Raw genomic sequence first — 23,771 nt, forward strand, 5'->3', positions numbered from 1 at the left:
TCTTGAGAGCCGAAGGTCATCATTCAAGCCTCGGCGATACCTCAAATTCCCCTCATCGGGTACGGATCGCCTCGGCGACTGCCGCGTCGTCGGCCCGGCCGCGGGCTTCGAGGCCCGCGACGACGCCTTCGACGTTCCGCTGGGGCTGGTTCTGGCTGAGCTTGAACTTGGCCTCGACGCGGCTGATGAGCACTTCGACGCCGACGACGGCGCGCAGTTGCCGCTCGATGAACGTCGCCGGGGCCTGGTCGACGGACCAGGGCTCGGCGGATCCGGCTTCGTGCCGGTCGGTGAGGCGGCGGATCTGCGCCTCGGTCCAGGCCGGGTCGTCGTGCACGACGAGCTGCCCGTACACGTGCGCGATCACATAGTTCCAGGTCGGCACCACGCGGTGGTGTTCGGCCTTGGTGGCGTACCACGTCGGCGTCACATACGCCTCGGGCCCATGGACGATCACCATGGCCTCGCCCTGAACCGGCTGGCGCCAGTGGTCGTTGCCGCGGGCCATGTGGCCGATCAGGGCGCCGTGTTCCCCGGCGTCCGGGTCGTAGACGAAGGGGAGCAGGGTGCCCACGAGGCCGTGCGGGGTCATGGTGATCAGGTCGGACGCGCCCTGGTGGGTCAGCAGGTCATGGACGGCGGCCTCGTCGGGCACGAAGTGTTTCGGAGTGTACAAGTCAGTCACCTACAAGGGGTTTCCGCGCAGCCAGGCGAGGACCTGCTGGGCGTGTTCGTTCGGCGGGAAGACGGGGTGGAAGGCGTGCTCGATCACGCCGTCGCGGATGACCAGCGTCAGCCGCGTGAACAGGCGCATTCCACCGGTCTCGAAGGTGGGCAGGCCGAGCGCGTCGGCCAGCCCGAGGGCGCGGTCGGAGAGCATGTCGAACGGCAGCCCGAGCCGTTCCACGACCTCGTTCTGGTAGTCGGTGTCCTGGCTGGACAGCCCGTACACACGGCCGGCGCCGGCCTCCAGGAGGTCCTGGAAGTGGTCGCGGAAGCCACATGTCTCGGGGGTGCAGCCGCGGGCCCCGGGGATGGAGTTCCAGCCCTCCGGGAGATCGGTGCCGGGGCGGCCAGTGAGGGGGTAGATGTAGATCACCGTGCGCCGGGGGCCGAGCGCGTCCAGGCGGACCGCCCTGCCCGCCGTGTTGGGCAGGGCGAGGTGGGGCACCTTCGTGCCGGGCAGATGGTCCGCTGCGCCGTCGTCCTCTGGGGCGGGCAGGTCCGCGGGCAGCGTCAGATAGTCGTCGCTTCCCGTTCCGGTCTTGAGGGGCGATCCGGCGCCACCGCCCCGGTGGGCGGCGGCGTTGAGGTGGGCGATGAGCGTCGCGCGGCGGGCGGTCAGCGCCTCGATGTGATCGGTGAACTCGTCGATGGCCTCCCGGTAGCTCGCCAGTGAGGCCGGGCAGTCGTCGGCGTGCGGCCGCCCCGAGGCCAGGCACTCCAGGAAGGGCCGGGTGCGCTCGACGGGGATGCCCAGCCGTTGGAGGGCCCTGATCTCCCGGACGAGGCGGATGTGGGTCTCGTCGTAGCTCCGGTAGCCGTTGGACAGGCGCTCGGGTGTGATCAACCCCAGCGACTCGTAGTACCGCACCGCCTTGGTCGTCACGTCGGTCCGACGCGCAAGCTCACTGATCTTCATGCCGTTCACCTCGCTCAAACGCTAAACCTTGCCCTCAGGGGCAAGGTCAAGGTCGGCGAGCTGGTGGCGCGGTGCGTGCTATCCGGGGTTCTTCCACAGCAGCACCCTGCGGCGCCCCTGGTCGTTGCCCGCGATGAATTTTCCGTCCGGGCTGAAGGCCACTTCTTTGATCGTGTCGTTCCACGTCTGTCCGCCCTTCGACAGGACGGCCCGCGGCTTGCGGGTGGCCACGTTCCACAGCAGCATCCCGGGGTCGGCGTTGGTGACGAGCGTCCTGCCGTCCGGGCTGAACGCCAGGTCCTCGACCGAGCTGACGTAGGTGTCGCCGAGGGTGGCGCGCGGCTTGCGGGTGGCCACGTCCCACAGCCGCACCTTGCCGTCGGTGCTGCCGGTGGCCAGGGTCTTGCCGTCCGGGCTGAACGCCACACACCTCACTCCCGAGGCGTGGTCGAGGGTGGCGAGCGGCTCGTGTCGGCCGTACGGCTCCGGATCGCGGCCCGCGACCTTCCACAGCTTCGCCGAGTGCTTCGGCGTGAGGTTGCTGTCGGAGTCGTCGCTCGAAGAGGCCAGCATCCGGCCGTCCGGGCTGAAGGCCACCTCGGTGGCGGGCGCCTCGGGGTCGAAGTAGGCGAGGGTCTCGTCCGAGCTGCTGTGGGTGGCCCACAAGTCCACCGCCTTGCTCTCACTGCCGGTGGCGAACAGCTTGCTGTCCGGGCTGAAGGCCACGCTTTCCCCGGCGTTGTCCAGGAAGCGGACCTTCCGGTGCTCGGCCAGGTCCCACAGGCTCACCCAGCCGGTCTGATTGGTGGCGGCGAGGAGCTTGCCATCGGGACTGAACGTCACGTTGCTGGTCCCGAGGACGTTGCCGACCCGGTCGCTGAGGGTGAAGGACGTTTTCGGCTTGCGGCTGCGGACGTCCCACAGCCGGACCTTTCCCTCGAAGCTGCCGGTGGAGAGGGTCTTGCCGTCCGGGCTGAACGCCATGCCCTCGGACTGCCTGGACTTGCCGGTGGGGCCGATGGAGGCCGTGGGCTCGTAACCGCGGTAGCGGAATTCGGGGCGGTCGGGGGTCGACGGGGGAAGGGAGAGGGCGATCAGGACGATGACGAGGACCAGGACCGCGGCCCCGACTCCGCCCATCACGAGGGACAGCCCCGGGGTGGGGGCGGTGAGGGGGTCCGGGGCCGCCGGGTCTGCCCGGCTCGCCGGGCTCGCCGGGTCCGTCGGGGACGTGTGAGGGTCCGAGGGGCCCGGTGCCGTGGGCGCGTGGGGCGTGACGGGCTCGGACCTCGGCGGCGCCACGGCGGTGAGGGTGGGGGCGTCGGCGGTGCCCGTCGTGGCGCCCGGGCGGCACCGCTCGATGACCTCGGCCGGGGTCGGCCGCGCCGCCGGGTCCTTCTCCAGGCAGCGGGCGGCGATGGACCGGATGGGCTCGGGGCAGCCGTCGAGGTCGGGGTCCTGCTCCAGGATGCGGTAGGTCACGCCGTGGTCGGCGCCGCCGCCGAAGGCGAGCCGTCCGGTGGCGGCGAAGTGGGCGACGACTCCGAGGGCGAACACATCACCGGCCTCGGTGACGCTCTGCCCCCTGATGTATTCGGGCGCCATGTAGGCGGGCGTTCCGGAGCGCATCCCGGCGGCGGTCACCGCGGTGACGTCCGCGGCCCGGGCGATACCGAAGTCGATGACCTTCGGGCCCTCGGCGGTGAGGATGATGTTGGAGGGTTTGAGATCGCGGTGGACCACACCGGCGGCGTGGATGGACTGCAACGCCTCGGCCACCCTGGCGATCAGCCCCAGCGCCGCGTCCTCGGGCAGCGGCCCGCTGTCGGCGACCGCGTGCTGAAGGGAAGGACCGGGCACGTACGCCGTGGCCAGCCAGGGTTCATCGGCCCGCAGATCCGCGTCGACGACCGGCACGGTGTACAGACCCTGGACCCGCCGGGCCGCGGCCACCTCCTGCGCGAAGCGCTTGCGGAACGCCGCGTCGCCCGCGTACTCGCGGTGTACGACCTTGACCGCCACCGCGCTGCCCGCCGGGGTACGCCCCAGGAACACGCGGCCCATGCCGCCCGCGCCCAGCACCGCCTCCAGCCGGTACGGACCGGTCTCCGCAGGGTCGGCGGGCCCCAGCGGGCGGTGTGGTGGCGGCGATGTCGGCCACGCCGGGGATTGCCCCGCGTCAACAGGTGGAACCGCAGGTCGACCATGGTCCGGTCGGGACATTCCCCCGTCACCCCTCAGGTGGTGCGCGATAGCGAGCGACAGCGTAAACGAACCCACCACTGCCGGAAAGATCTCCCGGCTTCCCGGCCGGACGGGAGGTCAAGGGCCTGTTCTACGATCGTCGGCATGGCGAAGCGCGCGGTCCACCGGCGGGCCCGGAAGATACTGGGCGAGGAGCCCGTGGCCCTGGTCTGGTGCGAGATCCGCAAGCCCATCCCCACGCCGCCCGAGGACGTGCACCGCGCCGCGGGCAGGGGACGGTTGAGGCCCGGCCGCCACTGGCTGCTGTACGCCGGGGCCGTCGTGTTCTTCTTCGTCGTCATCCCGATGATGCTGATCGACAAGCTGGGTGACGGCTTCGGGCGGCTGCTCCAGCCGCGACGTGACCGCCGACCGCGAGCCGGGCAGCCGGACGCTCCGCCGGACGCCCGCCCTGCCGCCCCCGGACGCGGGCAGGACCCGACGGGCGGCATCTTCGACGGCGACTGGAATCTGACCGCGGGCCAGCTGCTGCTGCGCTGGTACGGACACTCGCCGAACCCCAAGCGCCTGGTCATGCTGGCCCGCGAGCGCGTCTGCATCGCCACGTCCCCCCGCCGACGGCTGTCGCCCACCAAGGCCGACGACTTCCGGACCGTGGCGGAGTTCTCCCTCGACCAGGTCCGCATCGACGGCGAGGCGGGACAGCCGCGCGGATTCGCCACGTTCCGGCTCCGCTTCACCGACGGCTCCTGGCTGGAGGTGGGACGGCTCGGCGAACCCGAGGACGCCGACCACTTCCTCCGCACCGTCGGCCGCTGACCGCGAGGCGTTACGCGGCGGCGCGCACCTCCTGCGCGGCGTCGCCGTGGAGCGCCACCCGGACCAGGGCCGCGGCGAGCCGGGGGAGGTCCTCGCCGGGCACCAGCTTCTCCAGGGACACGGCGCTCTTCGGCAGGCCGACGCGCTCGGCGCCCTCCCGCGCCTTGCGGTCGACGTACGGGGCGAACTCCGGCCAGACGCCCTGCGCCTCCCGCAGGAAGATGTCGACCCCGGCCGGTCCGATGCCGGTGATCTCCCGCAGCAGCTTCCGCGGGTCCCCGGCCTCGCGCAGCTTCCGCAGGTCTCCCTGGTATTCGCGCAGCACCAGCTCGGCCGCCTCGCCGAGCTGGGTCGCGGTCCGCTCGTCGTAACGGCGGTAGCCGCCCTCGCCCAGCGCGTCGACCCGCTGCTGCCAGGTGGCGTCGGCCATCTTCCGCGGCTCGCGCATCCCGGCGTCGAAGAGGGCGCGCGCGGAGGCCACCGCGATGTCCGCCTTGATCCGGGAGGACAGCAGATGGGCCAGCACCAGCAGCTGGTAGAGGGGGCCGGGGGTGTTCCGCAGGGTGATTCCGGCCTCGGTCGCGTACGTCGTGCCCTGCCGGTCCAGCAGACTGCGCACCACGCGCGTGTTCTTGTCGTTCCGGTCCTTCTCGCTCATCTCCGAGCCCACCTCCTCACCGCGGACGGTCCCTCCGAGTGCCCGGCGCGGCGCGGTTCACTCGGGGCCGCTGCGCATGATCTTCCAGATGCGGGTGGCCACCTGGAGGTTGAGCCTGCTGTCCACGTCCGTCAGATCGCTTCCGCTGATCTCGCGGATCCGCTGGAGCCGGTAGCGCAGCGTGGAGCGGTGGATGACCATGGCGGCGGCCGTCTCGCTGTAGTGGCCGCCGCGGTCGAAGTACGCGGTCAGGGTCTCGACCAGCGACGATCGGTGCAGCGCGTCGTAGTCCAGCAGCGGGCCCAGCCACTCCCGTACGAACTGCTCGACCTCCCGCTGATCCCCACCGGTGCGCAGGATGCGGTACAGGCCCAGATCGTCGAAGAACGTGATGCCGTACGCGCTGTGCGAGCCCTGTCTGACCTCCAGCGCGCGCAGCGCCTCCTGGTACGAACGCGGCACCTCGTGCGGGGTGTCGCAGCGCCCGCCGACGCCGACCGCCCCGGCCGGTGAGCCCAGCTCCCGGGCGAGCGCGGTGTGCAGCGCGCGCTCGACCGGACGGCCCCGTGCCACCAGCACCGCCGCACCGGAGCGGCGGGTCGGCAGCACCCGCAGCCCAAGACCCGAGGCCGCCCGGCCGACGGCGCGCAGGAACCCGTCGTCCGCCGGTCCGTCCGCCCAGCGCACCGCGACCACATGGTGCGGGCCGTGCAGATCGTGGCCGACAGCCTCGGCGCGGGCGTAGGCGCTGTCGTCGTCGGCGCCCGTCAGCAGGTCGTCCACCAGCTCGCGCCGCAGCCGCAGCTCCAGCTCGGCCAGCTCGCGCAGATGCGCCAGCTCCAGGGCGAGCGCGGACGCCGCGTGGTCCAGGGCGCGTACGGCCCGCTCGTCGGCCCGGCCCTCGGGGTCCACCAGGCACAGCGCGCCCAGCAGCTCGCCCCGCGGCGCCGCGACCGCGACCAGCCGGTCCCGCAGCCGGGCCGGGCCGGACCGGCGGGCGGCGTCGCGCAGCAGCTCCTCGCGCTGCGCCGGATCGGGCTTGGGGTACGGGTCGGGGCGCCCGGGGCCCGCCCAGGCCCGCAGATTGCCGAACCGGTCCTCGACGGCGGCGGGCAGCCCGGTGACGCGGTGCAGCGCCCGGGCGATGCCCGCCTCGCCGTCGCCGCGGACGGCGGCCCGGACGAGGGCGTCGTGCACCGCGCGCAGCTGGCCCAGGTCGGCGAGGGCGCGGTCCAGCCGCCGCCGGATCGCCTCCCGCTCGCCCCGGGCCCGGCGCAGCTCGGCGGCCTGGGCGCGCTCGCGGCGGTGGGCGGCGGCGATGGACAGCGCGGCGGAGGTCTGGTGCACCAGGAGGGAGAGCAGGAACCGCTCGTCCTCGCCCGGCCGGTGCGGGGAGCTGACCACGAGCGCGCCGCGCAGCCCGTCCGGCGCGTGCGGTGCGTCCTGCGTGTACGGTCCGTCCGGGACGTGCGGCCCGTACGGCTCGCGCAGGGCGAACGCCCACCCCCAGGCCCGCCGGGGGAAGCGCACCGGACCGTCCCGGCCCGCCAGCTCCCGGACCCGCGCGTCCAGCGCCGCGGTCGCCCCGAGGCCGTCGTCGGGGCAGCGCACCAGGCCGTCGCCGAGCAGCAGATAGCCCGCCTCGGCGCGGCCCGGGCCGACGGTACCGACCTGGGCCATCGCGCGGCGCAGGATCTCCGCCTCGTCCCGGCTGCCGAACAGGGGCAGACAGCGCAGCATCAGCTCATCGGCGGCACCTGGTGGGGCCATGCGGTCACTCCGGGCGTCCTCGGCGCTTCACTCGGCACCGGAGTACCCACCTCCCGGCGAATCACCGCAAGAGGGCGAATTCAGGGACGTAATTTCGACCCCGGGGGCGCAGGCGCACCCTCGCCCGCCTTGTCACCCTGACGGCGTGGGCCTCCGTCCCGCCAATGGTCCGGCCAATGACCGCTAGGAGGGCGAACGCATGGCCATCGAGCCCGACCCCCATCTGTCCATGGTCCGCCCGGTCGCCCCGCACACCCCGCAGGGGTGCGAGGAGTGCCTGCGCCTGGGGTCGCCGTGGGTGCATCTGCGGCTCTGCCTGACCTGCGGACACGTCGGCTGCTGCGACTCCTCCCCGCTCAAGCACGCCCGCGCCCATGCCGCCGCGGCCAGCCATCCCATCGTCGAGCCCCTGGAACAGGGCGAGGAATGGCGGTGGTGCTACGTCCACGAGGCCCTGGTCTGACCTGCCGACAACCATCACCACGGAGGTGAAGGACGATGAGCATGCCCGTCCGACGACACCGGGGCGCAGGCCCCCTCGAACGCCCCCGGGGCTGGGGCCGCAACCCCCTGGCGGAATTCGACGAACTGCTCAGCCAGATGGGCGGACTCCTGGAATCCACCGTCGGCGCCGGCCCGCCCGCCCTCGCCGCGTGGGCGCCCGCCGCCGACGTCACCGAGGCCGACGACGCCTATCGGGTCGAAGTCGACCTCCCCGGCGTCCGGCGCGACGACGTGGACGTGGAGGTGAGCGGCCAGGAGCTGACCGTCTCCGGCGAGATCGGGGAACGCGAGCGCGAGGGCGTGCTGCGCCGGAGCACCCGCCGCACCGGGCGCTTCGAGTACCGGATGCTGCTGCCCGCCGAGGTCGACACCATGGCTGTCAAGGCCGGGATGGCCGACGGTGTGCTCACCATCACGGTCCCGAAGGCGGAGGCCGTGAAACCCCGTCATGTCGAGATCACCGAAAGCGGGGAGGCCGGGACGACGCGAGTGACCGGTGAGGCCACCGAAACTCAAGGGACTCAAGCCACTCAAGGGGCTCAGGGAGTTCAAGGGACCCAGGAGACGCAGGGCACTCCGGGCATCCAGGAGCCCCAGGAGACACAGGGCACTCCGGAGTCCCAACAGGCCGATGAGACCCGCACATCCGGCTGGGGCTTCCGCGGACGCAACCGCTGAACTCAAACCCTCCCCACGGCGGCGCCCCACCCGGGGTGTCGCCGACCGATGCCCGGCTTCTCCCGGGTTCTCCCGTCTCCGCGAGAACATCCGGATGGCCAATGTCCATTTTTCCTTTCCCCAGCCAACGGTTGATCAGTAATCTCGCCTCAGCAGCGGGTTGCCCTGCCGCTCTTCGTCGTGCTCCACTGCCCCGAGGACGCGGACGACCCCGAGGGCGGCCCCGGAAGCCGGAAGAGGGCGAAGGAAGTGCGGGACTTGAAGGCCACCTGGCGGCCGGCGGGCATCTACGCCACAGGCGCGGACATCGACGCCACAGGCGAGGACGGACCAGCCCCAGGCGGCGTCCCTCCGGCGAGGCGTGCGATATGAGCTCGACGCCGGGCGGGCCGAGACGTCGGGACGGCGCCGGGGACGCCGCGGCGGACGACGACGGGCTGCGGCGGTTCGCGGCCGTCTGGAGCCGGGCCGTCCATCCGATGGCGGCCACCACCATGACCCTCGACGCCTTCGAGGACTATCTGCTTCCGCTCGCCCACCGGCTGAGCGAGGCCCTGCACACCACCCCCTTCGACACCGCCGACGCCTACGAGGTGGGCGCCGCGCTCGTGGACGCCCAGTGCGCGGAGCCCGAGGCGCTGCCCGCGATCCTGGGCATCATCGACACGTATCTGGTGCTCTACTCCCCGCCGCACCGGCCGATGAGCGACGAGGACGTACGCGCCCGCTGCGCCCGGCTCCAGCACGCGCTCGCCGCCGGTTTCGTCCGGGCGCTGCGCGAGCGTGAGCGCGACGAGCGGAACGCCATCTCCCGCGCCGCGCTGACCGCGCGCGTCGAGGCCGAGAAGGCGCTGCACGCGAGCGAGGCCAAGTTCCAGGCCGTGTTCGAGGGCGCGGTGATCGGCGTGGGGATCGCCGGGCTCGACGGCGAGGTCCTCGTCGTCAACGACGCGATGGCCAGGATGTTCGGCGGCGCCTCCTTCTTCCGCCCGGGCCGCAACGTCACCGAGTTCGTCCACCCCGACGACGCGCCGGGCGTCCACGAGCTGTACCGGGAGCTGGTGACGGGCGAGCGCGACCACTTCCGCATCGAGAAGCCGCATTACCGCGACGACGGCAGCGTGCTGTGGACCAATCTCACCGTCACCCTGCTCCGCGACTCCGGCGGTGCGCCCCAGTACCAGCTCGCGCTCGCCGAGGACATCACCGAGCACCGGCTGCTGCGCGAGCGGCTGCGCTACGAGGCCACCCATGACGAGCTGACCGGGCTGCCCAACCGGGCCCTGTTCCTGGAACGCCTCGACCAGGCGCTCGCCGCGGCGGCCGACGCCGAGCGCTTCGGCGTCTGCTACCTGGACCTCGACGGCTTCAAGGCCGTCAACGACAGCCTCGGGCACGTCGCGGGGGACCGGATGCTGCGGGCCGTCGCCGAACGGCTCCAGGGCTGTGTGACCTCCCCCCACGAGCTGATCGCCCGGGTCGGCGGCGACGAGTTCCTGGCACTGGTCACCGGGCCCGCAGCCCAGGCGGACGGCACCGCGATGGCCCGCCGGATGCTCGCCGCGCTCGCCGACCCCGTCCAGGTCGAGGGCCGTGAGCTGCGGGTACGGGCCAGCATCGGCGTCGTCGACGGGCGGGCCGGGGAGATCTGCCGGGCCGAGGTGCTGCGCAGCGCCGACATCACCATGTACCGGGCCAAGGCCGCGGGCGGCAACCGCTACGAACTCGCGGACGCCGACGAGAGCGCCCGGGTGATCGCCCGTCACAGCCTCAGCAACGGGCTGCCGTCGGCCCTGGAGCACGGCGAGTTCTTCATCGAGTACCAGCCGCTGGTGCGGCTCACCGACGGCACCGTACGCGGCGCCGAGGCGCTGGTGCGCTGGCTGCATCCGGTGCACGGGGTGCTCGGCCCCGACCAGTTCATCCCGCTCGCCGAGGACACCGGCCTGATCGTGCCGCTCGGCCGCTGGGTGCTGGAGCAGGCCGCCCGGCAGGCCCGCGCCTGGCAGGACGCCGCCGAGTGCGACGCCGAGCGGCTGCGGGTCAACGTCAACCTGTCGCCCAACCAGCTGAGCCATCCCTCGCTGGTGTCCGACACCGTGGCGGTCCTGGAGAACGCCGGACTGTGCGCGAGCGCGCTGTGCCTGGAGGTCACCGAGAACGACCTCATCGGGGCCGACGAGGACGCCCTGCGGCCGCTGCGGCAACTCGCCGACCTGGGCGTGGACATCGCCCTGGACGACTTCGGCACCGGCTACTCCAACCTCTCCTACCTGCGCCGGCTCCCGGTCAGCACCCTCAAGCTGGACCGTTCCTTCACCCGGGGCATGCAGCGCGCCCCGGCCGATCCCGTCGACGTCAAGATCGTGGAGGGCATCGTCTCGCTGGCCCACACGCTCGACCTGGCGGTCACCGTGGAGGGCGTCGAGACGGCGGTGCAGGCCGAGCACCTGCGGATGCTGGGCTGCGACACCGCCCAGGGCTGGTACTACGCCCGCCCCGGCCCCCCGGAGCGGCTGCACACCCTGGCGCTGGCCGACGCCAGCTGAGCGCCGTACGCGCGCCAGTGGCCGTACGGGCAGTCGGGGGCGTACGGCTACAGCAGCCGGGAGCGGATCAGGAAGCGGACGCCCTCCGGTGCCTCCAGCGAGAAGCCGCTGCCGCGCCCCGGCACCACGTCCACCGTGAGATGCGTATGCCGCCACCGCTCGAACTGCGACGCGGACATCCAGAAGCCCACCGGCTCCTCGACCCCGTCCACCTCCAGCTCCCCGAGCAGCACATCGGAGGCGCCCGTACGGAACTCGCCCAGCGGGTAGCACATGGGCGCGCTGCCGTCGCAGCAGCCGCCCGACTGATGGAACATCAGCGGGCCGTGGTCGGCCCGCAGCTTGCGGATCAGCTCGGCCGCGGACTCCGTCAGCGCGATGCGTGAGATCTCCGTCATCCGCCCATTCAACTCCCCTCGACGTTGCGAGATGGTTGCACGGGAGTGCGCGCCGCGGCCGTCCGGATCACGGGGGCCCGGCGTGGCGCGCGGGCTCGTGCTGTCCCGTGGAGTCGGTGTCGTTGAAGATCACTCCGGGTTTCGAAGGAGCGTGGTTGAGCACCCACAGCCCGATGAGCGTGGCCAGCGTGAAGACCACGGTGATCAGCACGGCGAGGACCAGCCGCCGTCGCCGTTCCCGGCGCCGCCAGTCGCCGCGCGCCGCGCGATAGGCGCCGGGCGTGGGGGAGACGTTCTGGGCCAGCGCCCCCAGGGCTTCGCTGAGCTGCTGTTCCACCCCGGTGGGGGAGGGCGGGGACGGGGAATCGCTCATCGTCGGGACTCCATGACCTGGGTGAGCGCGGCAATACCGCGGGAGATGTGCGTCTTTACCGAGCCGGACGATATTCCCATCGCCTCCGCGATCTCTCCCTCCTTCAGGCCGAGCCAGTGGCGCAGCACCAGCGCCTCGCGCTGCCGGCGCGGGAGCTTGCCCAGCGCGGCGACGAGGATGCGCTGGTCGTCGCGGAGGAGCGCGGAAGCCTCCGCGGAGATCGCCGAATCCGCGGGCGGCTCGATGTGCTTCCGGGTGACCTGGAGATGGCGGATGCGCATGCGGCTCAGATTGCAGACGACGGAGCGCAGATAGGACTCCGCGGACGAAGGATCGCGTAACTTACGCCACTTGCGGTAGATCTGGTAGTACGCCTCGGCCACGATGTTCTCCGGATCGTCGGCGCCGAGCAGGGTGGCGAGCCGGAGCATCGGCATGTAGTGCAGATCGAACAGCCGGGACAGCCCGGCCTCGCGCTCCAGCTCCTCGGCGTCCCCGGCCAGGGGCAGTTCGCCGTCCGTGGTGGTGGCCACGGTTCCCGCGACGGCAGGCAACAGGGTGGGCCGCCCGTCCTGACGAGTCCGTTTCATGAACCGCTCGTTCCTCTCTCGATGTGGTGCCCGGCGATCAGACGGGACGGCAGTGCGGTGGCGTCCGTACCGCGCGGTGTTCCCGCCCGGTCGAACACCACGGTGAACACGACCGCGACCCCGAGGTTGAGCAGGACGGCCGCGAGCCCCGCGTAGACCTCCAGATCGTGGCCGCCGAACGTGAGGGGCACAACGGCGGAGAAGCCCTGGGTCACGGCCATCGCCGTGCCCGCCACCATGCCCGCGGCCCAGCCCGCGAGCAGCGCCCGGTGGTGCAGCCGCCGGGTGTACAGCCCGATGGCGACGGCGGGGAAGATCTGGAGAATCCAGACCCCGCCCAGCAGTTGCAGGTTGACGGCTTCCTGGTCCCGCAGGCCGAACGCGACGGCGACAGCGCCCGCCTTGACGGCCAGCGTCGCCACCCGGGCGATCCGCACCTGGCGCTTGGGCGTGGCGGTCGGCTGGAAGTACTCGGCGTAGATGTCGCGGGCGAACGAGGCGGCCGCTCCTATCGACAGTACCGCGGCCGGGACGAGCGCCCCCACGGTGATCGCCCCGAAGACCAGCCCGGCCAGCACCGTGGGCATCAGCTGGTCCACCAGCAGCGGGACGGCCGCCTCGGCCCGGCCCGGGGGCGTGAAGACCCCGGCGGCCAGGGCCGCGAGGCCGAGCGTGCCGAACAGGCCCAGCACCGCCGTCCAGGCGGGCAGCGCGACCGACGCCCGCCGCAGCGCGTCGGGGCCGGTGGCGGCGAAGCCCGCGGTGAGCACGTGCGGATACATCAGCAGGGCGAGCGCAGAGCCCAGCGCCAGCGTGGCGAACGCCCCCTGCTGATGCGGTGCCAGCATCAGCGACGCGTCGCCGGACGCCCGTGCCGCCAGCCGCCGCGCCGCCGCGTCGAAGACCGGTCCTGTGCCGCCCAGCCGGGTCAGGGCGAGCGTCACCAGGGCGACGATCGAGCCCAGCACGGCCAGGGCCTTCAGCGCCGAGATCACGGTGGGGGCGCGCAGCCCGTGGCGGTACGTCGCCACGGCGATCCCCGCGAACAGCGCCACCACCAGAAGGTCGCCGTACCCGCCCCCGGGGCCGAGCGCGGCGGCCTCCAGCACGGCCTCGATGCCGAGCAGCTGGAGCGCCAGATACGGCATGGTCGCCAGGATGCCGGTGAGGGCGACCATCAGCGCCAGCGGCGGCGAACCGTAGCGGCCCCGGACGAAGTCCGCCGCCGTCACATAGCCATGGCGGTGCGCCACCCGCCACAGCCGGGGCAGCAGGGTGAAGGCCAGCGGACAGACGATCACGGTGTAGGCGAGGGCGAAGAAGCCCGGGGCGCCCTCGGCGTACACCAGGCCCGGCACCGCGGTGAAGGTGTACGAGGTGAACATCGTGCCGCCCAGCAGCAGCCAGGTCCATCCGGGCCCCAGGCTCCGGTGGGCCAGCGCCCAGCCCCCGAGCGAGGGGAGATCGTCGCTGTGGTGGAACCTCCGCGCGAACGCGGCCAGCAGCGACGCCGCGCCGATGACCGAGCCAAAGGCCACAGCCATGGAAGTTTCCGTCATCCGTCCCCGTTTCGGTGCTCATGCCCACGAGCCGTCCCTACCCAGTTGCGCATGGAGGCCCGTTCGAGGACAGAGAACCTCGGCGAAAGCTCGCGGAAATCTTCTGTCAACCTCTTCGGCTCCTCGAGCAACCCTTTCCACAGACCGTGGGGCAACCGTCCCGCGGCAGGGGCGAGGAAACAGGGGGACGCCAGTGACAGTCAGCGGGCAGCGGCTCACCCGGGTGACGCACAGGGACGGCTTCGACGGCGTACGGTTCGAGGCGGCCGGAGCGCTCAGGGACTACCTGACCAGCGCCGACGAGGGCGCCGCCGACCGGGACGCCGCACGGGCCGCCCTGGCGCCGATGGTGGCCGAACACCTCGACGACGGGGCCGGGGTGCTGGTCCTGTCCGGGCTTCCCACCGACCGGGAGGGCGCCGAGCGAGCCGTGCTGCGCGCCACCTCGCTGATCGGCGAGCCGCTTCCGCAGAACCGCGAGGGCACCCTCGTCCGGGAGGTGCGGGACCGGGGGATGAGCATCAGCCAGCGCGGCCGCACCCGCTACTCGGACTCCCGCTTCGGCGGGGACCTGCACACCGACGGGGCGGAGGCGCCGCTGCCCGCGCCCGACGTGTTCACCCTGTTCTGCGTACGCCAGTCCCAGCGCGGCGGCGCCCTCCAGTGCCTCCACGTCCGGGACGTGCTGCGGGCGCTCGACCCCGAGGTGCTGGACACGCTGCGGGCCCCCTTCCGCTTCGACCGGCGCGGCGACCAGCAGCCAGGCGAGGACCCCACGACGGCCAAGCCCGTGCTGTTCGTCCAGCGGGAGCGCCCGGCCATCACCTACCTGCGCAGCTACATCGACCACGGCCACGACCATCCGCAGGTGCCCGCGCTCACCGGCGCGCAAGCCACCGCCCTGGACGCGCTCGACGCCCTGATCGCCTCCAGCCCCGCGATCCTGACCGGCAAGCTGCGGGAAGGCGAACTCGCCCTGTTCGACAACCTCTCGCTGCTGCACGGCCGCACCGAGTTCCTGGACGAGCCCGATCACACCCGGCTCCTCCTGCGCACCTGGATACGTCGCACCACCGCGGCGTCATGAGCGCCGGGCAGGTACCACCAGCCCCGTCCACCCCCGACGTCGTCGTGGCCCCCAACTGCCTGCGCGGATACGCCACGGCCGCCGAGGTGGCCGAGGCGCTGGCCGCGGGGGTCCACCGGGCCGGGCGCGGCGCGGACGTGGCGCTCAGGCCGCTCGCCGACGGCGGCGACGGCACCCTCGACGCCCTGTACGCGGCGTGCGGGGGCAGCCGCCACCCGGTCGAGGCCGTCGATGTGCTCGGCCGGACCCGGAAGGCCCAGTGGCTGGCCCTGGACGGGCGGACCGCCGCGGTCGAGACCGCCGGGCTCTGCGGCCTCGGGGCGCTGCGCCCCCATGAACTGCGGCCGCTGGAGGCGGCGTCGACCGGGGCGGGCCAGGCGCTCGCCGCCGCCGTGGCGGCCGGGGCCACCACCGTCCTCCTCGGCCTCGGCGGCACGGCCGTGGTGGACGGAGGGGCCGGTGCGCTCGCCGCGCTCGGCGCCCGCTTCCTGGACCGCGACGGCCGCGACGTACCGCCCGGACCCGCGGGCATCGCCGAGGCGGTGCGGGTGGACCTGGCTCCCGCCCGCCGACTGCTGTCCGGTGTGACGCTGCGTCTGCTCGCCGACGTACGTACGCCCCTGTCGGGCAACCTGGACTCCTTCGGCGCCCAGAAGGGCATCACCGAGCACAACCGCCCCGCGGCGGTCCGGGCCCTGCGGCACCTGGCCGCGCTGCTCGCGGACGCCGGTGACCAGGGCGCCGGGCAACGGTTCCGGGCCCCCTGGTACGGGGCGGGTGGCGGCATCGGCTTCGGGCTGGCGGCGGTGGCGGACACGACGGCGGGCAGCGGCGCCGAGGCGCTGCTGGAGATCACCGATCCCCATGACACCGTCCGTACGGCGCCCCTCGCGCTGACCGCCGAGGGCGCCGTCGACGCGGCTACCTGGCACGGCAAGCTGCCCGGCACCGTCGCCCGGCTGCGCCGGGAGCGGGGGCTGCCCACCGCCCTGGTCGCCGTCCGCGCCACCGGAAGCGCCGGGACCGGCCCGCTCGTCACCACCCACCTCATCGCCGATCCGCCGCCCACGGCCCCGGTGACCGGGGACGCGCTCCGGGAAGGGCTCGCGCGGGCCGCCGAGGCCGCCTGCCGTACCTGGGCGGCCCGCCCGACCTGACGAGCCGTACGGGCGAAACACCGGACATCACTCAGCGACGCGTCACCGCACCACGGCGCGGCGTGGGACCTGACCATCCGTGAAACCCCTCCTCCCTGGAGCGACATGAACCCAAGTGACGGCACGAGCCGGGCTCTGGTGGTCGGCAGGAAGCCGCTGACCTCATTCGTCGTCGAGGCGCTCGTCTCCGTCGGCGCCGACAAGGCGGACGCGGTGCTCACCGCCGACGTCCTGGTCGCCGCCGACCTCGCGGGCGTCGACAGCCATGGCGTCGCCCGGCTCCGCCGCTATGTCGAAGGACTGCGGAACGGCACGATCAACGGCGCCGCCCGGCCCCGGGTCGTCCAGGAGACCGGCGGGGTGAGCGTCGTCGACGCGGACAACGGACTGGGCCAGCCCGCCCTGTGCTTCGCCGTCGACCTCGCCGTCGAACGCGCCGCGCAACACGGGGTCGCCGCGGTCGCCGTCCGCCGCTCGAACCACATCGGCATCGCGGGCTGGTACACCGAACGCGCCGCCCGCGCCGGGGCCTTCGCCCTGGTGACCACCAACGCAACCCCCCAGGTCGCGCCCACCGGCGCCGCCGAGCCCATGTTCGGCACGGACCCGGTCAGCTACGCCGTGCCCACCACCGGCGAGCCGCTCTGCTACGACGCGGCGACCAGCATCGTCCCGCGCGGCAAGCTGGAACGGCTGGACCGGGAGGGCCGCCCCATGCTGCCCGGCTGGGCCGTGGGCCCGGACGGCGCCACCTCCACCGACATCCCGCGGGTCGTCGCCGGACTCAAGGCCAGGGAGGGCTACGCGCTGCTGCCCGTCGGCGGGCTCGGCGAGGAGCACGGCGGCCACAAGGGCTCCGGCATCGGCCTCCTCGCCGAACTGCTCTGCGGCCCCCTCACCGGCGCCAGCTGGAGCCGCCACACCTACGGCCCGCAGGGCGCCGACCTCGGGCAGTTCGTGCTGGCCCTGGACCTCGCGGCGCTCGGCGACACCGGGCACATCACCCGGGCCGTCACGGCGATGACGGACGAGATCCGCGCCGCCAGGCCCGCCGACGCCGACGTACCGGTGCGGCTGCCGGGGGAGCGCCGCCACCGGTCGTCGGCGGAACGGTCGGCCCAGGGCATTCCGCTGCTGCCGCCCGTCGTCCGGGACCTGGGGCGGATCGCCGAACTCACCGGGATCAAGCCGCTCACCGCGCGGGACGGCCGCCCGTGAACCGCGGCCCCGGTGGCCCTCCGCTCGCCGCCTCCCCGGACCAGCGGCGCGACGATACGGCCCCGGCGCTGATCGACCTGTCGTCCGGCCAGATCGTGGAGGAACTGCCCCGCGCCGCCCGGGACGCGGTCACGCGGGCCATGGACTCCCCGCGCGCCTCCGCGTATCCGCCAGGACCCGGCCTGCCGGAACTGCGCGCGGCCGTGGCCGCTCACTACGCGCGCCGCACCGGATCGGCGGTGGACCCCGAGCACATCACGGTCACCGCCGGGGCACGCCACGGCCTGTTCGCCGCGCTCACGGGGGTAGCGCGGGGACGTCAGGTCCTGGTGCCCGCCCCGCACTGGAGCCACTACCCCGCCGTCGTGCGGCAGGCCGGTGGCGCCCCGGTCACCGTGCCCGGCGACCCCGGGAACGCCCTGCTCGCCGCCCCGGAGCGGCTGGAGGCCGCCCGTACACCCCGCACCGCGGCCGTGCTGGTCAACAGCCCGGTCAATCCCTCGGGCGCCTGCTACGACCCGGAGCGCATGCGCGCGCTGCGCGCCTGGGCGGCCGAGCGGAACGTCTGCCTGATCGTCGACGACATCTACTGGGCGTACGGCGACCGGATCGACACCGCCCTGCGGGCCGGACCCACCGAGATCGTCGTCGGCGGGGTCTCCAAGGTGTACGCCCTGGCCGGGCTGCGCATCGGCTGGGTATGGGCGGATCCGGACCGGTGCGCGGCGGTGCGGGACACCGTCGAGCACACCACGGGACCCGTCTCGGGACTGGCCCAGGCCGCCGCGGCGGCCGTGCTGCGCCACGAGACGGACACGGGCCCGGGCGACGCCCCCACGGGGGAGGGCGTCGCCCGGCGCGCCGCTGAACTGGCCGGGCAGCGCGCCCGGGCGGTACGGGCCATGGCGGCCGTGCCGTATGTGCGCCCCGTCCCGCCTGCCGGGGGCATCTACCTGTGCCTCGACGCCTCGGAAGCCCTGGCGCGCGGGCTGCTCGGAGCCCGGAACGACCAGGAACTGTGCGCGGCCCTGCGGCGCCGGGCGGGCGTCGGCCTGCGCGCGGGCTCGACGTTCGGCATGCCGGGCCATCTGCGGCTGTGCGTCGCCGAGACCCATGACGTCCTGCTCGCCGCCGCCCGCCGGCTGACCGACTGCCTCACGGCGGCCGCGAGCCACCACACCGGCTGACGGACTCAACTACTCACCGACTCAACTGAGGGGGAACCCGATGAGCATCGCTCCGTACGCTCCACCCGCCACGTCCACCCAGTCCGCACCCCGCGCCGCCGCGCTCAGAGACGCCTTCGCTGGCGGACGCCTGATCCGGGCGGCCGGCGCACACGACGGTCTGTCGGCCCGGCTCGCGGAGGAATCCGGGTTCGACGCCGTGTGGGCGTCAGGTCTGGAGATCTCCGCCGCGCACGGCCTCCCCGACGTCAGCCTGCTCGGCATGGCCGAGTACCTGGCCGGAGCCGTCGCCATGCACCGTTCGGTGGCGGTACCGGTGGTCGCCGACTGCGACACCGGGTTCGGCGGCAGCCTCAACGCCGCCTACACGATGATGCGTTACGAGGAGGCGGGCGTCGCCGGCGTCTGCATCGAGGACAAGATCTTCCCCAAGCGGAACAGCTTCGTGAACTCCGGTCAGAAGCTCCTCGGAGTGGACGAGTTCGCGAACAAGCTGGAGGCCGCCAAGAACGCCCAGGCGTCGGCGGACACCGTCCTGATCGCCCGGACCGAGGCGTTCATCTGCGGACTCGGCCTGGAGGAGGCGCTGAAGCGCTGCCACGCCTACGCCGACGCCGGGGCCGACGCGGTCCTGGTCCACTCGAAGGCCGTGGACTCCCGCGAGGTCGTGTCGTTCATGCGGGAGTGGAACCACCGGGCGCCGGTCGTGGTGGTCCCGACCACGTACGCCGACTTCTCCGCCGACGAGGCGCGCGAGGCGGGCATCGCCATGGTCATCTACGCCAACCAGGGGATGCGGGCGGCCATCACCGCCATCAGGGACACCTGGGCCACCGTCCTCGCGCAGGGTTCGACCGCCGCGGTGGAGCCCCGTATCGCCACGGTCAAGGACATCTTCGCCATCTCCGGGATGGACGAATGGCTGGAGATGGACCGATGAGCGTAAGAGAACCGATGAACCAGCCGCTCCCCGCAGAAGAGTTCGTCGCCGCCCTCCGCGCCCACGGCGTGCGGAGCGTCGCCGGGGTCCCGTGCGGGCATCTCGCCGGGCCGTGGGCGCTGTTCGACCGGGCGGGGGACCTGACGCCCGCCGCGTCGGAGGGGGCCGCGCTCGCCCTGGCGGCGGGCTGGGAACTGGCGGGCCGCACCTCGGCCGTCCTCTGCCAGAACTCCGGTTTCGGCAATCTGATCAACCCGCTCACCTCCCTCCTGCTGCCCTACCGGGTGCCGCTGCTCGTCGTCATGACCCTGCGGGGCTGGCCGGACCCGGCCGACGACGAGCCGCAGCACGCGGCCATGGGCGCGTCCAGCATCGGGCTGCTGGAGACCCTGGACGTGCCGTACGCCGTGCTGTGGCCGGGCAAGCTGGACGAGGCGCTGGGGCAGGCCGCCGAGGCACGGGCCCAGGGCCGACCGTTCTTCCTGCTGGTCCCCCGGGGCGCCATCGGCAAGATCCCCGACGCCTACCCCGCCCCGGAGCGGGCCGCGGAAGACCGGCTCACCCGGCCGGGCGTCGTGGCCGCCCTCATGCCGGAGCTGACGGACGAACTGCTGGTCACCACCACCGGATACGTCTCCCGCCAGGTCCACCACGAGCGGGACCGTGACAGCACTTTCTACATGCAGGGCTCGATGGGCCACGCGTCGGCCGTCGGCGCCGGGCTCGCCACCGCGCACCCGGACCGGCGCACGGTCGTGCTCGACGGCGACGGGGCGTTCCTCATGCACCTGGGGACCGGGGCCACCATCGGCGCGTCCGGCGCCCGCAACCTCGTCCACGTCGTTCTGGACAACGGCTGCTACGAATCCACCGGCTGCCAGCCCACCACCTCCTCATGCGTGGACTGGGCGGAGCTGGGCCGGGGGCTCGGCTACCGCACCGTGCTCACCTGCGCCTCCGCCCCCGACCTCGCCGGGAGCATACGGACCGCCCTGACCGCCGAAGGACCGGTGCTGCTCGCCCTCTCCGTCGTGCCCACCCCGGGCGAGGTGCACCCCAGGGCCACCGCGTCCACAGGACCGGTCGAGATCGCCGACCGCTTCCGCAAGGCCGCCGCGGTCCGGGAGGCGCGATGAGCGGTACGGCGGGACCTCGCGGCCGGACCGGCACCACCCTGCTGGCGGGCCGGGGCAGCGCCACCCAGGTGCCCGGGCTGTGCGCGGGCCGCCGGGTGCTGGTCGTCGCGAGCCGGGGCACCCTGGACCGGGCCCCGGCCGCCTCCTGGCTGCCGCCGGACGCCCCGACGTTCACCGCCTTCCACCCCAACCCCACGGTCGGCCAGGCCGTGGCGGCGGCCCGGGTGCGCCACGCCTCGGGCGCCGACCTGGTGGTGGGCATCGGCGGCGGCTCGGCCCTCGACGTCGCCAAGGCCGCGCGGGTGCTGCCCGGCGACGCCGACGAGGCCGACGACGTCATCGCCGGACGCCGACCGGCCCCGGCGGACGGGCCCGAACTGCTGCTCGTCCCCACCACGGCGGGCACCGGCAGCGAGGTGACGCAGTTCGCGACGCTCTACCGGGGGAGCCGCAAGGTCTCCCTCGACACCCCGGCGGCGCGCGCGGACATCGCCGTCGTGGACCCGGAGCTGACCGAGACCTGCGCCGCGGACCTGACCTGGACCTGCGCCTTCGACACCCTCGCGCACGCCGTCGAGTCGCTGTGGTCGGTCCGCTCCACGCCGCGGTCCCGGGAGTGGGCGGCGCAGGCCCTGCGCGCCCTCGTCCCCGTACTGCGGGACGCGGACCAGCTGCCCGGCCGGGCGGAACGCGACGCCCTCAGCCGGGCCGCCACCCTGGCGGGCCGGGCCATCGACCTCACCCGGACCACGGCCGCGCACGCCATGTCCTATCCGCTGACCGCCCATCTGGGCATCCCGCACGGCCTGGCCTGCGCGATCAACCTCACCTGGCTGGCCCCGCTGGTGGAGGGCGCGGAGCCCGGGCGGGTGACCGACCCGCGCGGCCCCGCGGCCGTACGGGAGGCGGTTCGGGAGCTGCGCACCCTCTTCGGAGCCGGCGCCGGCTCCCGGGGCCAGGACCTGGCCGGAGTCCTGCGGTCGCTGCTCGACCGGCGCGCCCCGGGCCCGTACGCGACCCGGACCGGGACGCCGCTCGGTGTGCTGGTGGCCGAGGGCATGTCCTCGGACCGGATGACGGGCACGCCCGTGCGGCTGGAGCGCCACGAGGTGCGGGCGGGGCTGGACACGATCCTGTGCGGCGACACCGGCGGAAAGGCGGACGCGATATGCGCAACTACCGGGTGACCGGTCCGGTCGAGGTGCCGGCGGCCACGCTGGCGGCCATGAACGGCCGGATGATCAGCCACCGTTCGGCCGGGTTCCGCGATCTCTTCGGCGGCCTCGGGCCCCGGCTCGGCACGCTGTTCGGCACCACCGGGCCCGTCCTGACGCTGACCTGCTCCGGTACGGGCGGCCTGGAGGCGGCGGCCGCCTCGGTGCTGCGGCCGGGGGACCGCGTACTCTCCGTCCAGCTCGGCTACTTCGGCGAGCGCTTCGCGGACATCGCGGCCCACCACGGCGCGGTGGTCGACGTCCTGGCCGCTCCCTGGGGGCAGACCGTGCCCACCGAGCAGATCACCGAACGCCTCGCCTCCGGCTACGACGCCGTCCTCCTCACCCACAACGAGACGTCCACCGGGGTCGTCGCACCGCTCGCCGAGTACGCGCGGGCCATCAGGGCGGTGAGCGACTGCCTGATCCTCGTCGACACCGTCAGCAGCCTCGCCGCCACCGAGATCGGCTTCGACGCCCTGGGCCTCGACGTCGCCGTGAGCGTGACGCAGAAGGCGCTCGCCTGCCCGCCGGGTCTGTCGCTCGTCGCCGTCTCCGAACGGGCCCTGGCCCGGGCCGCGGAGCCGGGCGAGGGCTCGTACTACCTGAGCCTCGCCCGCGCCGCCGAGCACGCCCGGGAGGCGACGACGGCCTACACCCCCGCGCTGTCGGTGCTCTACGCCCTCGACGCGGCCCTCACCGCCATCGAGAAGGAGGGCGCCCCGGCAGTCTGGGAGCGCCATGCGAGCACCGCGCGGCGCTGCCGGGACGCGCTGCGCGACCAGGGCTTCGGGATCGTGCCCGACGAGGCCCACAGCTCCCCGACGGTGACCGCCGTACGGATGCCGCGGGCCAACGCGGAACACGTCCGCCAGACCCTGGCCGCCGAGCACGACGTATGGGTGTCCTCGGGGCGCGGCCCGTGGAAGAGCGAGGTGCTGCGCATCGGCCACATGGGGCCCGTCGAGACCGCCGACATCGACGCGTGCGCCCGGGCGATCGGGCTGGCCACGGCCACACCGCCCGCCGCCGCCCGCCACGCGGACGCCGCCGGGGCTCCCGCCGCCGACGCGGCACCGGTCGTCAGCGCGAGCGCCACCGCCGAGGAGCTGGCGCCGGAATGGGACGGCCTGGTGGCCCGGCTGGACGCCCCGATCTTCCACACCCGGGCGTTCCTCACCGCGTACGAGCACCATCCCGTCCAGCGCATCAGCGAGCCGCGCTATCTGGAGGTCCGCAGGGGCGGTGAACTCGTCGCCGCCGCCCCTACCTACCTCCAGGGCGACCCGCTGGGCCTGCTGGGGCTCGCCGACGGCGACCAGGCCCTGCTCTCGCCGATGTGGCACTCCCCGGACTCCCGGCTGCTGGCCGCCGACGACGCCGCGGTCGCCGCGCTCAGCACGGCGTTCGCCGCCCGCGCCGCCGAACTGGGGGCGCCCTCCTGGGGGTTCGTCAACCTGAGCGCCGACAACCCGATGCTCCCGGCGCTGGAGCGCCACGGGTTCCGGCGCCAGGACCTGGTGCCCCGCTGGACGCTGCACCGGTCCGACGCCCCCGACGAGGCCACCTATCTGGCCGGGATGCGCCGATCGGTGCGCCGCGACTACCAGCGCCAGCTGCGCCGGTACCGGGAGCAGGGGCAGGTCCGGGTGCACGGAGCCGGTTATCAGGGGCTGGTGCCGCTGCTCGAACTCATCGCCGCCAGCGCCACCCGTACCGGCTCGCCGAAGTACTACGACCCGCTGCGCCTCGCCGCCTTCCTGCGTGAACTCGACGAGCCGGTACGGGTGGTGGAGATACGGGAGAACGGCGGCGAGCCCCTGGCGGTGGCGGTCTGCTTCCAGGAGGCCAAGCGGCTCCAGGCGTGGGCCGGGGGCTATGTGCGCGGCCGCGCCGACCTCAGGTTCAGCCCGTACTACGCGCTGTGGTGGGAGATCGTCGAGCTGATGTGGTCATCGGGCGCCGAGTCCATCGAATGCGGACGGCTGAACGAGACCTTCAAGGAAAAGATGCTCCTTTCGCCGCACCACCTCGTCGCCATGATCGGCACTTCCCACTGACGTCCGGTATTCCGGGAGAGGAACCCA

21 protein-coding genes are annotated in these 23,771 nt (G+C 73.5%); 12 read left to right on the forward strand and 9 right to left on the reverse strand.

The window, feature by feature from the left end; genetic code table 11:
* Nucleotides 1-52: 52 nt before the first annotated feature.
* From ACH4TL_RS09105 to ACH4TL_RS09115, 3 genes are all read right to left on the reverse strand, one after another.
* Nucleotides 53-676, reverse strand: coding sequence for an FMN-binding negative transcriptional regulator (locus ACH4TL_RS09105; RefSeq protein WP_398309647.1), 624 nt, complete (start codon nt 674-676; stop codon nt 53-55).
* A 9-nt stretch (nt 677-685) separates the two neighbouring features.
* On the reverse strand, nt 686-1,642 hold the full coding sequence (locus ACH4TL_RS09110; RefSeq protein ID WP_398309644.1) for a MerR family transcriptional regulator: 957 nt from the start codon (nt 1,640-1,642) through the stop codon (nt 686-688).
* A 78-nt stretch (nt 1,643-1,720) separates the two neighbouring features.
* Entirely contained in the window at nt 1,721-3,865 is a 2,145-nt protein-coding gene (locus tag ACH4TL_RS09115) for a WD40 repeat domain-containing serine/threonine protein kinase (RefSeq protein WP_398309640.1), read from the reverse strand.
* A 126-nt stretch (nt 3,866-3,991) separates the two neighbouring features.
* Here ACH4TL_RS09115 and ACH4TL_RS09120 point away from each other — a divergent pair, with 126 nt between their 5' ends.
* On the forward strand, nt 3,992-4,666 hold the full coding sequence (locus ACH4TL_RS09120; RefSeq protein ID WP_398309637.1) for a hypothetical protein: 675 nt from the start codon (nt 3,992-3,994) through the stop codon (nt 4,664-4,666).
* Between the two features lie 10 nt (nt 4,667-4,676).
* Here the strand turns inward: ACH4TL_RS09120 and ACH4TL_RS09125 are convergent, their stop codons facing one another.
* Both ACH4TL_RS09125 and ACH4TL_RS09130 read right to left on the reverse strand, forming a co-directional pair.
* The gene (locus ACH4TL_RS09125; protein ID WP_398309634.1) at nt 4,677-5,324 is read right to left on the reverse strand and encodes an endonuclease; all 648 of its coding nucleotides are present in this window, start codon (nt 5,322-5,324) and stop codon (nt 4,677-4,679) included.
* Between the two features lie 57 nt (nt 5,325-5,381).
* Nucleotides 5,382-7,094 carry a PucR family transcriptional regulator gene (locus tag ACH4TL_RS09130; RefSeq protein ID WP_398309630.1) on the reverse strand — a complete coding sequence of 571 codons (1,713 nt, stop codon included), beginning with the start codon at nt 7,092-7,094 and terminating at the stop codon, nt 5,382-5,384.
* Between the two features lie 199 nt (nt 7,095-7,293).
* On the opposite strand from ACH4TL_RS09130, the gene ACH4TL_RS09135 reads away from it, so the two are divergent.
* The 3 genes from ACH4TL_RS09135 (at nt 7,294) to ACH4TL_RS09145 (ending at nt 10,825) form a co-directional block, all read left to right on the forward strand.
* Nucleotides 7,294-7,557 carry a UBP-type zinc finger domain-containing protein gene (locus ACH4TL_RS09135; protein ID WP_398309627.1) on the forward strand — a complete coding sequence of 88 codons (264 nt, stop codon included), beginning with the start codon at nt 7,294-7,296 and terminating at the stop codon, nt 7,555-7,557.
* 41 nt (nt 7,558-7,598) lie between these two features.
* The gene (locus tag ACH4TL_RS09140) at nt 7,599-8,276 is read left to right on the forward strand and encodes an Hsp20/alpha crystallin family protein (RefSeq protein WP_398309624.1); all 678 of its coding nucleotides are present in this window, start codon (nt 7,599-7,601) and stop codon (nt 8,274-8,276) included.
* Nucleotides 8,277-8,644: 368 nt separating this feature from the next.
* Nucleotides 8,645-10,825, forward strand: a complete 2,181-nt coding sequence (locus ACH4TL_RS09145; RefSeq protein ID WP_398309621.1) for a putative bifunctional diguanylate cyclase/phosphodiesterase — start codon at nt 8,645-8,647, stop codon at nt 10,823-10,825.
* A 47-nt stretch (nt 10,826-10,872) separates the two neighbouring features.
* Here the strand turns inward: ACH4TL_RS09145 and ACH4TL_RS09150 are convergent, their stop codons facing one another.
* The 4 genes from ACH4TL_RS09150 to ACH4TL_RS09165 form a co-directional block, all read right to left on the reverse strand.
* Nucleotides 10,873-11,223: a DUF779 domain-containing protein gene (locus ACH4TL_RS09150; protein WP_398309618.1), complete on the reverse strand. Its 351-nt coding sequence runs from the start codon at nt 11,221-11,223 to the stop codon at nt 10,873-10,875.
* A gap of 67 nt (nt 11,224-11,290) precedes the next feature.
* Nucleotides 11,291-11,596, reverse strand: coding sequence for a hypothetical protein (locus tag ACH4TL_RS09155; RefSeq protein ID WP_398309615.1), 306 nt, complete (start codon nt 11,594-11,596; stop codon nt 11,291-11,293).
* Nucleotides 11,593-12,186: an RNA polymerase sigma factor gene (locus tag ACH4TL_RS09160; protein WP_398309612.1), complete on the reverse strand. Its 594-nt coding sequence runs from the start codon at nt 12,184-12,186 to the stop codon at nt 11,593-11,595. The genes ACH4TL_RS09155 and ACH4TL_RS09160 overlap by 4 nt, the downstream gene beginning before the upstream one ends.
* Nucleotides 12,183-13,745, reverse strand: coding sequence for a sodium:solute symporter (locus ACH4TL_RS09165; RefSeq protein ID WP_398309609.1), 1,563 nt, complete (start codon nt 13,743-13,745; stop codon nt 12,183-12,185). Before ACH4TL_RS09165 ends, ACH4TL_RS09160 begins: the two co-directional genes overlap by 4 nt.
* Before the next feature lie 193 nt (nt 13,746-13,938).
* Between ACH4TL_RS09165 and ACH4TL_RS09170 the strand changes: the two genes are divergently transcribed.
* From ACH4TL_RS09170 to ACH4TL_RS09205, 8 genes are all read left to right on the forward strand, one after another.
* Nucleotides 13,939-14,832 (forward strand): TauD/TfdA family dioxygenase, encoded by an 894-nt coding sequence (locus tag ACH4TL_RS09170; protein WP_398309605.1) that lies wholly within the window; start codon nt 13,939-13,941, stop codon nt 14,830-14,832.
* Nucleotides 14,829-15,989 (forward strand): glycerate kinase, encoded by a 1,161-nt coding sequence (locus ACH4TL_RS09175; RefSeq protein ID WP_398309602.1) that lies wholly within the window; start codon nt 14,829-14,831, stop codon nt 15,987-15,989. The genes ACH4TL_RS09170 and ACH4TL_RS09175 overlap by 4 nt, the downstream gene beginning before the upstream one ends.
* Before the next feature lie 105 nt (nt 15,990-16,094).
* On the forward strand, nt 16,095-17,207 hold the full coding sequence (locus ACH4TL_RS09180) for an Ldh family oxidoreductase (RefSeq protein ID WP_398309599.1): 1,113 nt from the start codon (nt 16,095-16,097) through the stop codon (nt 17,205-17,207).
* Entirely contained in the window at nt 17,204-18,394 is a 1,191-nt protein-coding gene (locus tag ACH4TL_RS09185) for a pyridoxal phosphate-dependent aminotransferase (RefSeq protein ID WP_398309596.1), read from the forward strand. Before ACH4TL_RS09180 ends, ACH4TL_RS09185 begins: the two co-directional genes overlap by 4 nt.
* A gap of 40 nt (nt 18,395-18,434) precedes the next feature.
* Nucleotides 18,435-19,334 carry an isocitrate lyase/phosphoenolpyruvate mutase family protein gene (locus tag ACH4TL_RS09190; RefSeq protein ID WP_398309593.1) on the forward strand — a complete coding sequence of 300 codons (900 nt, stop codon included), beginning with the start codon at nt 18,435-18,437 and terminating at the stop codon, nt 19,332-19,334.
* Nucleotides 19,331-20,470, forward strand: coding sequence for a thiamine pyrophosphate-dependent enzyme (locus ACH4TL_RS09195; protein ID WP_398309590.1), 1,140 nt, complete (start codon nt 19,331-19,333; stop codon nt 20,468-20,470). Before ACH4TL_RS09190 ends, ACH4TL_RS09195 begins: the two co-directional genes overlap by 4 nt.
* Nucleotides 20,467-21,657, forward strand: a complete 1,191-nt coding sequence (locus tag ACH4TL_RS09200) for a phosphonoacetaldehyde reductase (RefSeq protein ID WP_398309587.1) — start codon at nt 20,467-20,469, stop codon at nt 21,655-21,657. The genes ACH4TL_RS09195 and ACH4TL_RS09200 overlap by 4 nt, the downstream gene beginning before the upstream one ends.
* Nucleotides 21,639-23,744: an aminotransferase class V-fold PLP-dependent enzyme gene (locus ACH4TL_RS09205; protein WP_398309584.1), complete on the forward strand. Its 2,106-nt coding sequence runs from the start codon at nt 21,639-21,641 to the stop codon at nt 23,742-23,744. The genes ACH4TL_RS09200 and ACH4TL_RS09205 overlap by 19 nt, the downstream gene beginning before the upstream one ends.
* The last annotated feature ends 27 nt before the right edge of the window (nt 23,745-23,771 follow it).

This window comes from Streptomyces sp. NPDC021115 (assembly GCF_044333065.1).
Taxonomy (GTDB): domain Bacteria; phylum Actinomycetota; class Actinomycetes; order Streptomycetales; family Streptomycetaceae; genus Streptomyces.